The sequence below is a fragment of the Pseudomonas sp. EL_65y_Pfl1_R83 genome, assembly GCF_963970695.1.
Taxonomy (GTDB): domain Bacteria; phylum Pseudomonadota; class Gammaproteobacteria; order Pseudomonadales; family Pseudomonadaceae; genus Aquipseudomonas; species Aquipseudomonas tritici.
This window is the reverse complement of sequence record NZ_CAXAQI010000013.1, coordinates 23,272-36,766: the sequence shown is the minus strand read 5'-3', so window position 1 is coordinate 36,766 and position 13,495 is coordinate 23,272. Positions and strand designations below refer to the sequence as shown.

14 protein-coding genes are annotated in these 13,495 nt (G+C 60.0%); 6 read left to right on the top strand and 8 right to left on the bottom strand.

Annotated elements, in window-relative coordinates:
- Window positions 1-34: 34 nt before the first annotated feature.
- Entirely contained in the window at window positions 35-439 is a 405-nt protein-coding gene (locus AACY08_RS18665) for a MerR family transcriptional regulator (protein ID WP_339470811.1), read from the bottom strand.
- A 72-nt stretch (window positions 440-511) separates the two neighbouring features.
- Between AACY08_RS18665 and AACY08_RS18660 the strand changes: the two genes are divergently transcribed.
- Window positions 512-1,744 carry an NADH:flavin oxidoreductase/NADH oxidase family protein gene (locus AACY08_RS18660; RefSeq protein WP_339470810.1) on the top strand — a complete coding sequence of 411 codons (1,233 nt, stop codon included), beginning with the start codon at window positions 512-514 and terminating at the stop codon, window positions 1,742-1,744.
- A gap of 77 nt (window positions 1,745-1,821) precedes the next feature.
- Window positions 1,822-3,546 carry a ubiquinone-dependent pyruvate dehydrogenase gene (poxB, locus tag AACY08_RS18655; protein WP_339470808.1) on the top strand — a complete coding sequence of 575 codons (1,725 nt, stop codon included), beginning with the start codon at window positions 1,822-1,824 and terminating at the stop codon, window positions 3,544-3,546.
- Window positions 3,547-3,599: 53 nt separating this feature from the next.
- Here the strand turns inward: poxB and AACY08_RS18650 are convergent, their stop codons facing one another.
- Window positions 3,600-4,157, bottom strand: a complete 558-nt coding sequence (locus AACY08_RS18650) for an NADPH-dependent FMN reductase (RefSeq protein ID WP_339470807.1) — start codon at window positions 4,155-4,157, stop codon at window positions 3,600-3,602.
- A 227-nt stretch (window positions 4,158-4,384) separates the two neighbouring features.
- Between AACY08_RS18650 and AACY08_RS18645 the strand changes: the two genes are divergently transcribed.
- Window positions 4,385-4,621: a hypothetical protein gene (locus AACY08_RS18645; RefSeq protein ID WP_016979714.1), complete on the top strand. Its 237-nt coding sequence runs from the start codon at window positions 4,385-4,387 to the stop codon at window positions 4,619-4,621.
- 61 nt (window positions 4,622-4,682) lie between these two features.
- Here AACY08_RS18645 and AACY08_RS18640 read toward each other — a convergent pair whose 3' ends face one another.
- Window positions 4,683-5,027 carry a hypothetical protein gene (locus tag AACY08_RS18640; RefSeq protein ID WP_339438885.1) on the bottom strand — a complete coding sequence of 115 codons (345 nt, stop codon included), beginning with the start codon at window positions 5,025-5,027 and terminating at the stop codon, window positions 4,683-4,685.
- 109 nt (window positions 5,028-5,136) lie between these two features.
- Here AACY08_RS18640 and AACY08_RS18635 point away from each other — a divergent pair, with 109 nt between their 5' ends.
- Complete coding sequence (locus AACY08_RS18635) at window positions 5,137-6,030, top strand: LysR substrate-binding domain-containing protein (RefSeq protein WP_339418331.1); 894 nt, start codon at window positions 5,137-5,139, stop codon at window positions 6,028-6,030.
- Between the two features lie 2 nt (window positions 6,031-6,032).
- Here the strand turns inward: AACY08_RS18635 and AACY08_RS18630 are convergent, their stop codons facing one another.
- The 5 genes from AACY08_RS18630 to AACY08_RS18610 all read right to left on the bottom strand — a co-directional run bounded on the left by AACY08_RS18630 (window position 6,033) and on the right by AACY08_RS18610 (window position 11,040).
- The gene (locus tag AACY08_RS18630) at window positions 6,033-6,608 is read right to left on the bottom strand and encodes a GNAT family N-acetyltransferase (protein ID WP_339436738.1); all 576 of its coding nucleotides are present in this window, start codon (window positions 6,606-6,608) and stop codon (window positions 6,033-6,035) included.
- 8 nt (window positions 6,609-6,616) lie between these two features.
- The gene (locus AACY08_RS18625; protein ID WP_339470805.1) at window positions 6,617-8,872 is read right to left on the bottom strand and encodes an Orn/Lys/Arg decarboxylase N-terminal domain-containing protein; all 2,256 of its coding nucleotides are present in this window, start codon (window positions 8,870-8,872) and stop codon (window positions 6,617-6,619) included.
- A 115-nt stretch (window positions 8,873-8,987) separates the two neighbouring features.
- Window positions 8,988-9,728: a DNA polymerase III subunit epsilon gene (dnaQ, locus tag AACY08_RS18620; protein ID WP_175403081.1), complete on the bottom strand. Its 741-nt coding sequence runs from the start codon at window positions 9,726-9,728 to the stop codon at window positions 8,988-8,990.
- Between the two features lie 70 nt (window positions 9,729-9,798).
- Entirely contained in the window at window positions 9,799-10,251 is a 453-nt protein-coding gene (rnhA, locus tag AACY08_RS18615) for a ribonuclease HI (protein WP_010210917.1), read from the bottom strand.
- A 30-nt stretch (window positions 10,252-10,281) separates the two neighbouring features.
- Window positions 10,282-11,040 carry a class I SAM-dependent methyltransferase gene (locus tag AACY08_RS18610; RefSeq protein ID WP_339470804.1) on the bottom strand — a complete coding sequence of 253 codons (759 nt, stop codon included), beginning with the start codon at window positions 11,038-11,040 and terminating at the stop codon, window positions 10,282-10,284.
- A 65-nt stretch (window positions 11,041-11,105) separates the two neighbouring features.
- On the opposite strand from AACY08_RS18610, the gene gloB reads away from it, so the two are divergent.
- Window positions 11,106-11,873 carry a hydroxyacylglutathione hydrolase gene (gene gloB, locus AACY08_RS18605; protein WP_339470803.1) on the top strand — a complete coding sequence of 256 codons (768 nt, stop codon included), beginning with the start codon at window positions 11,106-11,108 and terminating at the stop codon, window positions 11,871-11,873.
- A gap of 98 nt (window positions 11,874-11,971) precedes the next feature.
- Window positions 11,972-13,381 (top strand): transglycosylase SLT domain-containing protein, encoded by a 1,410-nt coding sequence (locus tag AACY08_RS18600; RefSeq protein ID WP_339470802.1) that lies wholly within the window; start codon window positions 11,972-11,974, stop codon window positions 13,379-13,381.
- Window positions 13,382-13,495 lie beyond the last annotated feature (114 nt).

Sequence of the window (13,495 nt, the reverse complement as noted above, 5' to 3'; positions counted from 1 at the left end):
GCGAAAGAAGAAGCCCTGGCATGCCAGGGCTTTTTTATGGATTGTGCTTAATCGACGCCAGCACCTGCTTCTGCCCCATCGAACATGGCACCCCTTCCGGCTGCGCCCGCACCGCTTCGATCACGCCCAGCAACTGCGCCTTGCTGTGGGCCAGTTGCGCCTGCATCGCTTCGATCTGTGCCACTTTGCGCTCCAGCGCGTCGACCAATTCCTCACGCTTGTGCTCCCCCGGCGCCGGCATTAGCGCTTTGAGTTCCTGCAAGCTGAACCCGGCCTGCTGCGCACTCTGGATCAGTTGAAGAGTCTGCAACGCTTGCGGTGCATAGCGCCGATAGCCGTTGGCCTGGCGCCCCACTTGGCTGATCAGCCCTTCGGCTTCATAAAAGCGGATACGCGACGCCGCCAGCCCGCTCTGTTTTGCCAGCTCACCAATATTCATCGCCACGCCCTGCTTGACATTAAAGTTAACTTTAAGCTTAGCCTGAGGCCTCCCCCGTTCAGGAGTCAACCCATGTCCCCCTTTGAAGCCCTGCAACTGCCCAATGGCCAAGTTCTTTCCAATCGTATCGCCAAGGCGGCGATGGAAGAGAACATGGCGGATACTCGGCAAGCGCCTTCGCGCGAATTGAAGCAGCTTTACAAAGCCTGGGCAGACGGCGAACCGGGCCTGTTGATTACCGGCAACGTGATGATCGACCGCCGCGCTATGACCGGCCCCGGCGGCGTGGCCCTTGAAAACGAGCAGCAACTGGCAAGCTTTCGCGAATGGGCCGATGTGGCTCGGGGCAAGAACGTGCACTTCTGGGTTCAACTCAGCCATCCGGGACGCCAGACTCCAGCCAACCTGCGCCAGCAAGCCGTGGCACCCTCCGCCGTCCCGCTCGACCTGGGCGGTTTCTCGAAGATGTTTGCCAAACCCAAGGCTATGACCGAGGACCACATCCAGGACGTGATCCAGCGTTTCGCCACCAGCGCGCGGCTGGCCGAGAAAGCAGGATTTACCGGGGTGCAAATCCATGGGGCCCATGGCTATTTGCTGAGCCAATTTCTCTCGCCGCTTAGCAACAGGCGCACCGACCATTGGGGCGGCTCTCTGGAGAACCGCGCTCGCCTGCTGCTGGAAGTGATCCGCGCGGTGCGTGCCAGCGTCAGTCCTGGGTTTTGTGTGGCAGTCAAACTCAACTCCGCCGACTTCCAGCGCGGCGGGTTCGAAGAGCGCGAGGCGCGCGCCGTGGTCGAGATGCTCAACCCGCTGCCCATCGACCTGCTGGAGTTGTCCGGTGGCAGCTACGAAGCCCCAGCCATGCAAGGCGAGGCGCGAGACGGCCGCACCCTGGCCCGTGAGGCGTACTTCCTGGAGATGGCCACCGAGCTTGCAACCGTCGCCACCATGCCGGTGATGGTCACCGGCGGCATTCGCCGCTTACCCATCGTGCAGCAAGTGCTGGACAGTGGCATCGCCATGGCTGGCATTGCCACGGCCCTGACATTGGAGCCGCAACTGATCCGGCACTGGCGCGAAGGCCGCGACCCCGACCCGCAACTCAAGCCAATCGACTGGAAGCGCAAACCCCTTGCGTCCCTGGCCACTCTCGCCGTGGTGCGTTACCAGATGCACCGGCTAAGCCGCGGCCATTTGCCCAAGGCCAAGGTCGCTCCGTGCGTCGCGCTGCTACGTGACCAATGGTTCATCGCCCGGCGCACCCGGCAATACCGCGCGACCATGACGCAATCTTCACATTAAAGGCGGAGCATTCGCCGTGATCGAACTGTCCCCTATTGATCAGCAGTTTTTAACCTCCCTGACGATTGGAGTTCTCCATGGCGAAAATCAACCTGGCCCAGCAATTGGCGAGCACCCTTGAACAGGCGGGCGTCAAGCGCATCTGGGGCCTGACCGGCGACAGCCTCAACGGCCTCACCGACGCCCTGCGCAGCATGGACAGCATCGAGTGGATGCACGTGCGCCACGAAGAAGTGGCCGCGTTCGCCGCCGGTGCCGAAGCCGCGGCCACGGGTGAGCTGACGGTCTGCGCCGGCAGCTGCGGGCCGGGCAACCTGCACTTGATCAATGGCCTGTTTGACTGCCATCGCAACCATGTGCCGGTACTGGCGATTGCCGCGCAGATTCCGTCTTCGGAGATCGGCCTTAACTACTTCCAGGAAACCCATCCTCAGGAACTGTTCAAGGAATGCAGCCACTTCATCGAGCTGGTGACCAACCCCGAGCAGATGCCCCATGTGCTGCACCGCGCCATGCGCTCGGCGATCCTCAATCGCGGCGTCGCGGTGGTGGTGATTCCGGGCGACGTCTCGCTGCTGGAAGTGGAAGACAAGCTCAAGCCCTGGCCCGCTCTGCACGCGCCGCGCACCTTGCCAGCTGAACAAGACCTGCAACGCCTTACCGAAATCCTTGAAAGCAGCCATAAAACCACCCTGCTCTGCGGCAGCGGCTGTGCCGGTGCACATGACCAAGTGGTCGCCCTGGCCGACGCACTCGGCGCTCCGGTGGTGCATGCGCTACGCGGCAAGGAGCACGTGGAGTGGGACAATCCGTTCGACGTGGGCATGACCGGCCTGATCGGCTTCAGCTCCGGTTACCACGCCATGCTCGACTGCGACACCTTGATCATGCTCGGCACCGACTTTCCGTACCGTCAGTTCTACCCGACTGACGCGAAGATCATCCAGGTTGACCGCAACCCGCAGGCGTTGGGCCGTCGTGCCACGCTGGACTTGGGCATCGCCGCCGACGTCAGTGAAACCATTGGCGCGTTGCTACCGCGCCTGACACGCAAGACCGATCGCAGCTTTCTCGAAGCGTCCTTGAAGCACTACGAAAAGGCCCGCCAAGGGCTGGACGATCTTGCTCAACCGTCGAAAGCCGATCGACCAATCCACCCGCAGTACGTGGCGCGCCTGCTCAGCGAGCTGGCTGATGATGATGCGATCTTCACCGCCGACGTCGGCTCGCCCACCGTCTGGGCAGCACGCTATTTGAAGATGAACGGCAAACGCCGGCTGATCGGTTCGTTCAACCACGGTTCGATGGCCAATGCCATGCCCCAGGCCATTGGTGCCCAGGCAGCCTTCCCGAATCGCCAGGTGATCTCGATGTCCGGTGACGGTGGATTCGCCATGTTGATGGGGGATTTCATCTCGCTGGCGCAGTTGAAGCTGCCAGTGAAAGTCATCGTGTTCGATAACTCGTCGCTGGGGTTTGTCGCCATGGAAATGAAAGCATCGGGTTACCTGGATACTGGCACCGAGCTGAAAAACCCGGACTTCGCCGCCATGTCCAATGCCATGGACATCCTCGGCATTCGGGTGGAACACTCCGAGGACCTGGAGCCGGCCCTGCGCCGCGCCTTGGCCCATGACGGCCCGGTGCTGGTGGACGTGATCACCGCGACCCAGGAGTTGGTGATGCCGCCGACGATCAAGCTGGAACAGGCCAAGGGGTTCAGCCTGTATATGCTTAAGGCGGTGATGAGTGGGCGTGGCGATGAAGTGATCGAGCTGGCGCGCACCAACTGGCTACGCTGAACCCAATGTGGGAGCGAGCAAGCCCGCTCCCACATTCTGATCTCATTGCCAAATCAAGCGTGCTGTTTTTCCACCCACTTGCCGTAGGCATCAATGAACGCTTGCAGAAACGGCTTGGTCTTTGCCGAGACCTTGCCTGCGTCATCGAACACGCTCCCCGCCCCCCCCAAGTAGGCCTCCGGCTGCTGCATGCACCACACATCGAGGAACACCAGGGATTGGCGCAGATGATGGTTGGCGCCAAAGCCACCAATGGCCCCCGGCGACACGCTGATGATCGCACCCGGCTTGCCACTCCAGGCACTCTGCCCGTACGGCCGGGAACCCACGTCGATGGCATTCTTCAACGGAGCGGGCACGGAACGGTTGTATTCCGGGGTCACGAACAGCACCGCGTCGGATGAGCTCACCTGTTGGCGGAAAGTGCTGTAGGCTGCGGGCGGTGCAGCGCCGTCGATGTCTTCGTTGTAGAGCGGCAAATCGCCAATTTCCACAATGTTCAACCTAAGGTTGGCAGGGGCCAGTTCGGCCAATGCCAAGGCAACCTTGCGGTTAATCGAGTCTTTTCTCAAGCTGCCAACCAGGACGGCTACCGTGTAGACCTTGCTCATTGGGGTTTCTCGACGTCTGACTAAAGGAACGTGTAGTTATAAAGTCTTCGCGGCGTGTTCACCAGAAGGTTTTGCTCATCCCCCGGACGTTTGCATCGCCCTACAACGTGTAGGAAGCGTCCAAAAAGATCAGCGAATAGTATTTTTATTCCGTAAGTAAACTACCCCGCTCCATAACGGTCTACAGAACCGCAAATCGAGTGTTTATCTCCAGAGGTTCTAAACAGATGGCAGCAGTACTAGTCGGACAGTTTCATGCCAGAGACGCAGAAGGACGCGTGTATTCGGTGCATGAGTTCCAGGAATCCAACCCGGCGCAAGGCGACCTGGCTGGCTCGGCACCTACCACCACCTACAAGCTGGCCATTGGCGACCGTGTAGAGAAACTGGAAGGCGACGAATTCAAGCTGATTCAGTCGGGCACCATTCTCGTGCGCGAATCGCAAACCACCCTCGCTTCATAAGATCTCGCCCTATCCACCTGCTCAGTCCTGGCCATTGATGGCATTGACTGGGCTGGGGTGATCACGGGCGGCGGATCTCCGTGACTTCAATGCCCTGCTCCCCCTCGACCTCTTTCAACGTCACCACTACCCGCCCACGCTCGCCTTCCACCGCAAACATCGAACGCTGGTAACCCGCCGAGTTGTAACCGGGATGCGCGACCACCTGCCTGATCAACTCAATGCCAAGGACTGCCCCCACCTGTTCGGCCACCTGTTCCTGGGAACGGATAAACGTTTCAAGTGCCAGCTTTTCCGGCGTGGTTTCGCTTTGGGTATTGAAGAGATAAGCAGCCACGCACCCTACGGTCACCAGAACCAGCAGTTGCTTGGCCGTTACCCCGAGGAATATCGAGGGTAGAGGCATTTGAGACCAGACCTGTTTTTGTTGTTAATGCCGGTAGCCGGCTGTGGTCGTTGATGATCAGCGTAGCCATTCTATTGAATACGCGGCGCGCTGCACATAGACTCCGGCGATGCGTTTACGTCATATCGAAGTGATTCAGGCCATCTTGCAGACCGGACACCCAGGCTTGGCCGCCGAGTGGTTGCAACTCCCCGTGGGCGACGTGGACGCGGCGCTCAAGGAAGCCGAGGCGCAACTGGGCTTTATGCTGTTCGCCAGCATCCGCGGGCGATTGCAGGCGACGCGGGAAACGCTGGAGCTGCAGGCAGAAATCGCCCATGTGTATGAGGCGCTGGAGCCGGTGCAACGCCTGGCCAGTCGCTTGAAACACCATCACGCCCCGACCCTCCGTGCCCTGTGCACGCCGCCCCTGGCCAACCAACTGTTACCGCACAGCATTGCGGTGCTGCGCCGACGTTTCCAGGACACACCTTGCAACCTGTCGAGCCAGCCGACACGGGAGATCGTCAGGAGCCTGCTGCTGCACGAGGCTGACGTCGGTTTAAGCCTGCATGACCCGGAACACCCACAGATCCACAGCACCGTACTGGCCCAGGGCAAGCTGCAATTGCTCGCGCCCCGTGGCTGGCTAAAGCCCAAGCAAAAGTACATCGCGTTGCAGGACCTGGCCGGGCAATCGATGATTGGCCTGGAGGGCCAGGACCCGCTCAGCCGCCAGTTGGACGCCAAGCTGCAAGCTTTGCGACCGCTGCCTGTGGTGCAGACGCGCGTACAGACCTATCAGATGATGCGCAGCATGGTGGAAGCGGGAGAAGGCTTGGCGGTGGTTGACCCGTTCACCGCGTTTGGCGCGCGTGAAGCCGGGCTGGATGCGTGCCCGGTGTCGCCGCCGATCATGGTCAACCTGTATGCGCTGACCCTCAAGGATGGCGTGACTTCCCCGGCGCTGAATGCACTGCTGGAGATCGTGACGCAGAAGGCTGAAGGCCTGTTGGTGGGCTAAGCCTATTCGACTTCGCTTTTGAATAACCGATACCAGAAGATCGCCACTTCGCGGGTTTGCGGATCGATGCCGCGATAGCGCAGCTTGTCGATGCCCCCCATCACGTAACCACAACGTTCATACAAACGGCAGGCGCCGAGGTTGTTGTTCTGGGTTTCCAGCATCAAGCCGGGCAGGTTTTTCTTGCGGCTCCAGAACTGCGCCACATCCAGCAATGCCTTCGCCACCCCATGACGCCGCGCGGGCAAGACCACCGCCAGTTCATCGACATGGGCATAGCCGTTCCAATTGGTACTGACCACGATATGCCCCACCGGGCGGTCGTCCAGGTAGGCCATGAAGATCGCGCTGTCGGGCGCATCGCGAAAACTGGCGAACTCCTCCGGATCGATGCCATAGCACTTGCGGTACGGCACGATGCGCTCCACGGGCCATTGATCGACCCGCGTGCCCATCTGCGGCTGCCCATAGCCGCTGACCTCAAAGCTGAAGTCATTGCCCCACACGTAGGCATCAAAACCTTCATCAGCGACCCGCACACTGAGCCCCGGATACTTCGGGTTCATCACAGCTTGCATAAACATTCTTAACCCTTGATGCAATCGACGGTGTAACAACGACCACTGCCGTCATCTTCGTGTTGTAACCCATGAACATCGGCGACAAAACCGGGGAAACTGCTATCGAACGTCCGGGCAAAGGCCAGGTAGTCGATGATCGAGCGCGTCGAATCAGTAAACCGCTCGCCCGGCATAATCAATGGAATGCCAGGTGGATACGGCACCAGCATTACTGCTGCGATGCGCCCTGGCAAGGCGTCAATCGACACCGCTTCGACTTCACCTCTCACCAATTGGTCGTAGGCGTCGGCCGGTTTCATCGCAATTTCCGGCAACACCGTGTACATGCGTTTGAGGTGTTTGGCGGTGGCATTGCGGCGGTAACAGCTGTGCAATTGATCGCACAGGTCGCGCAAACCCAGATCCTGATAGCGCGCCGGCCCTTGTGCGAAGACCGATGGCAAACAATTGGCGAGGCTGACATTGGCATCGTAACTGCGCTTGAACTCAAGCAATTCGGTGAGCAGCGTACTCCATTTGCCTTTGGTAATACCCATGGAGAACAGCACGAGGAAGGAATACAACCCGGTTTTTTCCACTACCAGGCCACGCTCCCACAGGAATTTGCTGACCACCGCAGCAGGAATGCCGCAGTCGCTCAGAGCGCCCCCGGCGGTTAGGCCGGGCATCACCAGTGTCACTTTTATCGGGTCCAGCAGCACGTAGTCCTCGGCCACATCACCAAAGCCATGCCAATCGTCCTCAGGATGCAACAGCCAATCGTCGGTAACCACCTGATCGATACCCGCCACCGACGGCGGCTGCCAGATGGAGAACCACCAGTCCTCGGCAGCAATGTGTTGGCGCAGGTTGGCCAGGGCACGGCGGAAACTCAAGGCTTCGTCGAACATTTCCTGCAACAGCGAGCGCCCGGCCGGGCCTTCCATCATCGCTGAGGCCACGTCCAACGAAGCGATAATGCTGTATTGCGGCGAGGTTGAGATATGCATCATGAACGCTTCGTTGAAACGATCACGGTCCAGCTGCCGCGCACCGCCGTCCTGCACGTGGATCATCGAGGCCTGGCTGAAGGCTGCAAGCAGTTTGTGGGTGGAGTGAGTGGTGAACACCAACGGGCTGTCCGGCGTGCGCGAAGTGCCCATGCCGTAGCGCCCGGCAAAGAACTCGTGAAACGCCGCATAGGCATACCAGGCCTCGTCAAAGTGCAGCACCTCGACACTGCCGCCCAATTGCTGCTTGATCAGCTCGGCGTTGTAACACAGGCCGTCGTAGGTGGAATTGGTGACCACCGCCATCTTCACTTTCGGCACTCGGCCACGGGTAAGCGGGCTGGCGTCGATCTTGGCGCGGATCGACTCGGGGCTGAATTCGCTCAGGGGAATCGGCCCGATAATCCCCAGTTCGTTGCGCTCCGGGCACAGGTACAGTGGAATCGCGCCGGTCATGATGATCGAGTGCAATACCGACTTGTGGCAATTGCGGTCCACCAGCACCAGGTCATCGCGACCGACCATGGAATGCCAGACGATCTTGTTGGCGGTGGACGTGCCGTTGATCACGAAGAAGGTGTGATCGGCGCCAAAATTGTGTGCAGCGCGGGCTTCCGCTTCGGCCAAGGGGCCGGTGTGATCCAGCAGCGAGCCCAGTTCCGGCACCGAGACGGACAGGTCAGAACGCAGGGTGTTTTCCCCAAAAAACTGATGAAACGCCTGCCCCACCGGACTTTTTCGATAAGCCACGCCACCGCCATGGCCGGGGGTGTGCCAGGAATAGTTGGAGTCGGCGGTGTGCTGCACCAGCGCCTTGAAGAACGGCGGCAACAAGCCATCCAGGTAAGTGCGGGCCGCGCGGGCGACTTGCCGGGCGAGAAACGGGACGGTGTCTTCGAACAGGTACAGAATGCCGCGCAGTTGGTTGAGTTCGCTCATGGCGTCGGCCGGCGCGTTTTCCAGGGTGACTTGCTCGCCCAGGGCAAAAATCGGCAGGTTCGGCGCCCGTAACCGTGCGAGGCGGATCAGTTCGACCATGTTTTGCAGCAGGTGGGTGTTCTCACCGGCACCTTCGGCGGCAATCAGCATGCAGGCCAAGCCATGATGGGTAGAAGCAACCAGCCGGCCTTCGGCGTAGTCCACGGCGGAAAAGATACTGAAGCCCTCTTGTTCCAACTCCCGGGCGATGCCACGGACCCGGTCACCGGCGACGGTGTCGGCTTTGATGTCGCGGTGCACGATGAGGATGGGAAACTTCAGGTCTTTGTACATAAGGGCATGGCGTCCTGACGGCTATGCACTCAAGGGTAGAAGCTTGGGGGCGATGACGCGAATGAAGATTTTGAAAGCAATGGAGAACCAGTGTGGGCTGTGTTCAGTCTTGGGGTTATTGCTGGGTCAGCTGGGTCCACAACGCCGGCGCACCCGCCGACTTGGCAATCGCCTCCAACCGCGCCGCATGCTCGGCCAGGTCTTGCTCACTGGCGCGGATAATCGGGGTCGGCTTGCGATCCGCCGGCAGGCGGCGGATTTCCGAAGGGCGGTTACCCGAACCTTCCGCCGAACCATTGCCATCGGACGCATTGCCGGCCAGGGACAGGCTGGTCTGCCCGCCGGTCATGGTCAGGTAAACGTCGGCGAGGATCTCGGAGTCGAGCAAGGCGCCGTGGAGTTCACGGCCGGAGTTATCGACGCCATAACGTTTGCACAAGGCATCGAGGCTGTTGCGTTGGCCCGGGTGACGCTCCCGGGCCATCATCAGGGTGTCGAGGATCGAGCAGTGCTTGGAGATGTCGGCGCGATCCGTCTGCCCCATCAGGGCAAACTCGTTATTGATGAAGCCGACGTCGAACGCTGCGTTATGGATGATCAGCTGGGCGCCATTGATGAAATCGAAAAACTCATCGGCGACTTCGGCAAAGCGCGGCTTGCCCTTGAGGAATTCGTCAGTGATGCCGTGGACGCCGATCGCGCCTTCGTCACTGTCCCGGTCTGGTTGCAGGTAGACGTGGAAGTGACGCCCGGTGAGGCGGCGACCCATCAGTTCGACACAGCCGATTTCAATGATCCGGTGGCCGTCAGTCACCGGCATGCCGGTGGTTTCGGTATCGAGTACAACAGATCGGATGGCCATCAGGGTTCAGCTCTCAACGGTGTGGTGTGAATCAAAGGGCGCAATGTTAACACGTGAGCCGGCATCAGCTCTGCTTGTAGCCGCGCACTTCGTCCACGCCACGGTTGGCCAGTTGGTCGGCGCGTTCGTTGCCAGGGTGGCCAATGTGACCACGCACCCACTTCCAGGTGATGTCGTGGCGATTGCATTGCTCATCGAGCAGTTGCCACAGGTCAGCATTTTTAACCGGTTCCTTGGCCGCGGTCTTCCAACCACGCTTCTTCCAGTTGACCATCCACTCGTTGATGCCCTTCATTACGTACTGCGAGTCGGTCACCAGCAGCACGTTGCAGCGGCGCTTGAGTTCTTCCAGGCCGCGAATGGCACCCATCAGCTCCATGCGGTTGTTGGTGGTGTTGGGTTCACCGCCCCACAATTCCTTCTCCACGCCCTTGCACACCAGCAATGCGCCCCAGCCGCCAGGGCCCGGGTTGCCCTTGCAGGCGCCATCGGTGAAGAGTTCTACGCTATCGGTCATCGGTTGCTCGGTCTGAATTCAAAAAAGAAGTTACGTATCGACTTGCTCACGGTTGACCTTGGCCAGCGGCATCGGCAGCAGCTTGCCGATAGGCTCGCGACGTACCTGACGCACCGGCCGCAGCCCGACCGCGATCTTGCGTGCGACCAATAAATAGAAGCCGCCGCCCGACAGTTGCCAGGCACCTGCGCGCCGCTCCCAGCCAGCCAGGCGGCCTTGCCACTTGGTCGAAGCAAGCGGCGGACGATAGCATCCGAAGCGGCGTTTCTCCAGCGCGAAGCCCAGCAGGTTCAGCCAGTCCCCCACCCGTTGCGGCGAGATGCAGCGCGCCTGGCGCAGGCCGTCATGCGCAAACACATGGCGCAGCCCCCAACTACTCCAGGGGTTGATGCCCACAATCAGCAAATGGCCACCTGGGCGCACACTGCTCGCCGCTTCGCGCAACAAACCGTGGGGTGACAGGCAGAAATCCAGCCCATGTTGCAACACCACCACGTCGGCGGCGTGCTCGCTCAACGGCCAGGCTTGTTCCTCGCACACGATCTCAACCCCCGGCAACGGTGCGCCCAAGCGTACATTGCGTTGCACTTGGGGCGCGGCGGGTGGCGTTTCGGCTGATGGCCCGTAATGCACCAGGTAGCCGCCAAAGAACCGGCCCAACTCGTCTTCGAGCATGCGCCGTTCTTCGTGCAGCAGAAATTGCCCGATGGGTCCGGACAGCCATTCACGGGCTGCGCTGATCAGGGCCAGCCACTCAGGATCGGCCTGGGCGAACGCTTTATCAGTCATTGCATTCTCCAACTCGCCTAGACGTTCTAAGATGCACCAATGTGTTCAGCTTGGCGAATCGAAGAATGATACAGATCACTGCCCTGCCCGCCTTCACCGATAACTACATCTGGTTGTTACAAGACCCCCGCACCCAGCGCTGCGCCGTGGTCGACCCCGGCGACGCCGCGCCCGTACTGGCCTGGCTCAAGCAAAACCCTGGCTGGGCCCTCAGCGACATCCTGATTACCCATCATCACCATGATCATGTCGGCGGTGTCGAACAACTCAAAGGTGCTACCGACGCCAAGGTCTACGGCCCGGCCAACGAGATGATCCCGGCGCGGGACGTAGCGTTAAACGATAATGACCGCATCACGGTGCTCGGCTGGGACTTCGACATTTATACAGTGCCTGGCCATACGCTGGGCCATATTGCCTTTTATCACCAAGGCGTGCTGTTTTGTGGCGACACCCTGTTCGCCGCCGGTTGCGGGCGCCTGTTCGAAGGCACGCCGGAACAGATGTACGCCTCTCTTGAGCGTCTGGCCTCACTGCCTGCCGATACCTTGGTGTACTGCACCCACGAATACACACAAAGTAACCTCAAGTTTGCCCAGGCGGTGGAACCACACAACGCCGATATCGCCGAACGCGTGGAAAACGTCCTTCAACTGCGGGCCCGCGGCGAGATCACGTTGCCTTCCAACCTGGCCCTGGAAAAGCGCACCAATCCCTTTCTGCGCACCTCTGAAACATCCGTTAAACAAAAAGCGGACGAACGGAATGGGCGCGACAACCGCTCTGGGGCCGAGGTGTTTGCTAGCTTGAGGGCCTGGAAAGATAAGTTCTAACGGAAAACAATCTGATACGTAATTTCTGAATGGTTGACCGGAACCAATGCGCTTTCTAGAATCGCCCGACATTTTTGCCCGGAACTTACTTCCAGCCAATGTCGTCATCTATTCGTAAATCCAACCATTCAGACGCATTGACCCGCCTGGCTCAAGCTGTGGCGGTGGCTGTTTCCGCCACGCTGGCGGGCTGCCAATCAAACAATTTCACCGCACAACCCACCGTGCAACCCAAGCCAAACCTTACCGCCAAGATCAAACAGAAACCCGTCATCTGGCTTTCAGAGAAGCCGGCTCCCGACGTCCCACAAGACGTCTGGGAACGCATGCGACGTGGCTTTCAATTGCAGGACGACGTAGGCGTCAACCCGCGCATCGAGCAACAGCGCCTGTGGTTCGCCAGCAACCCCTCCTTCCTGGAAAACGCCGGCGAACGCGGCAGCCTCTACATTCATTACATCGTCGAACGCCTTGAAGAACGCAACATGCCCCTGGAGCTGGCGCTGCTGCCAGTGATTGAAAGTGCCTATAACCCAATGGCCTACTCGCGCAGCAATGCGGTCGGCCTGTGGCAGTTCATTCCATCCACCGGGCGCTACTTCAACCTGCGCCAGACCCGCGCCTACGATGGCCGCCGCGATATCACCGCTTCCACCACCGCCGCCCTGGACTACCTGACCCGCCTTCACGACATGTTCAACGGTGACTGGTTGCTGGCCCTGGCTGCCTATAACGCCGGCGAAGGTACGGTGAGCCGGGCAATCGAGCGCAACGAGAAGCTCGGCCTGCCGACTGACTACTGGAACTTGCCCCTGCCCCAGGAAACCAAGGACTACGTGCCCAAGTTCCTGGCGCTGTCCCAGGTAGTGCTGGCGCCGGAAGCCTACGGCGTCAACCTTAACCCGATTGCCAACACGCCGTACTTCAAAGTGGTTGAAGTCAAGCAAAGCATGGACCTGTCACGGGTTGCCGCGCTGGCCGAGATCGACGAAGACGAATTGTTCCAGCTCAACCCGGCCCTGAAACAACGCACCACCTTGGACGGCCCGCAGCATTTGCTGGTGCCAAGTTCCAAAGCGCAACTGCTCACCAGCACCCTTTCGACGATGAAGCCGGAAGAACTACTGGCGATGCGCCCCAAAAAACAGGTGTTCGACGAAGTTGAGACTGCACGGGTTACCGGGCGTACCCGCAGCTACAAAGTGCGTAAGGGTGACAACCTGACGCTGATTGCCAAGGCCAACAAAGTCAATGTGCATGACCTGCAACGTTGGAACCAGCTCAACGGCCAGGCCCTCAAGGTCGGCCAGACCCTGGTGATGCAGGACACCCGCCGCGCGGTAGCCAGTCGCAAGAAGCCGGTGCAGTACAAGGTCAAGAAAGGCGACTCGCTGTACATCGTCGCCAAGCGCTTCAACGTCGAGATGCAACATCTCAAGCGTTGGAACCCACGCACTGGCCAGGCGCTCAAGCCGGGGCAGATGCTGGTGGTTTCCGGGCCAAGATAAGCCGCATGAGAGCTGGCTTGTGTGGGAGCTGGCTTGCCTGCGATGCAGACACCGCGGTGTATCAATGACACCCAGGTGATGCTATCGCATGAGAGCCAGCTCCCACATTTGATC

Bases quoted from the DNA above. Each gene is read 5' to 3' on its own strand.
- AACY08_RS18625 (WP_339470805.1), bottom strand. From the start codon at position 8,872: ATGTACAAAGACCTGAAGTTTCCCATCCTCATCGTGCACCGCGACATC.
- AACY08_RS18640 (WP_339438885.1), bottom strand. From the start codon at position 5,027: ATGCCTCTACCCTCGATATTCCTCGGGGTAACGGCCAAGCAACTGCTG.
- AACY08_RS18630 (WP_339436738.1), bottom strand. From the start codon at position 6,608: ATGCAAGCTGTGATGAACCCGAAGTATCCGGGGCTCAGTGTGCGGGTC.
- AACY08_RS18635 (WP_339418331.1), top strand. From the start codon at position 5,137: ATGCGTTTACGTCATATCGAAGTGATTCAGGCCATCTTGCAGACCGGA.
- gloB (WP_339470803.1), top strand. From the start codon at position 11,106: ATGATACAGATCACTGCCCTGCCCGCCTTCACCGATAACTACATCTGG.
- rnhA (WP_010210917.1), bottom strand. From the start codon at position 10,251: ATGACCGATAGCGTAGAACTCTTCACCGATGGCGCCTGCAAGGGCAAC.
- AACY08_RS18660 (WP_339470810.1), top strand. From the start codon at position 512: ATGTCCCCCTTTGAAGCCCTGCAACTGCCCAATGGCCAAGTTCTTTCC.
- AACY08_RS18665 (WP_339470811.1), bottom strand. From the start codon at position 439: ATGAATATTGGTGAGCTGGCAAAACAGAGCGGGCTGGCGGCGTCGCGT.
- AACY08_RS18610 (WP_339470804.1), bottom strand. From the start codon at position 11,040: ATGACTGATAAAGCGTTCGCCCAGGCCGATCCTGAGTGGCTGGCCCTG.
- AACY08_RS18645 (WP_016979714.1), top strand. From the start codon at position 4,385: ATGGCAGCAGTACTAGTCGGACAGTTTCATGCCAGAGACGCAGAAGGA.
- poxB (WP_339470808.1), top strand. From the start codon at position 1,822: ATGGCGAAAATCAACCTGGCCCAGCAATTGGCGAGCACCCTTGAACAG.
- AACY08_RS18600 (WP_339470802.1), top strand. From the start codon at position 11,972: ATGTCGTCATCTATTCGTAAATCCAACCATTCAGACGCATTGACCCGC.
- AACY08_RS18650 (WP_339470807.1), bottom strand. From the start codon at position 4,157: ATGAGCAAGGTCTACACGGTAGCCGTCCTGGTTGGCAGCTTGAGAAAA.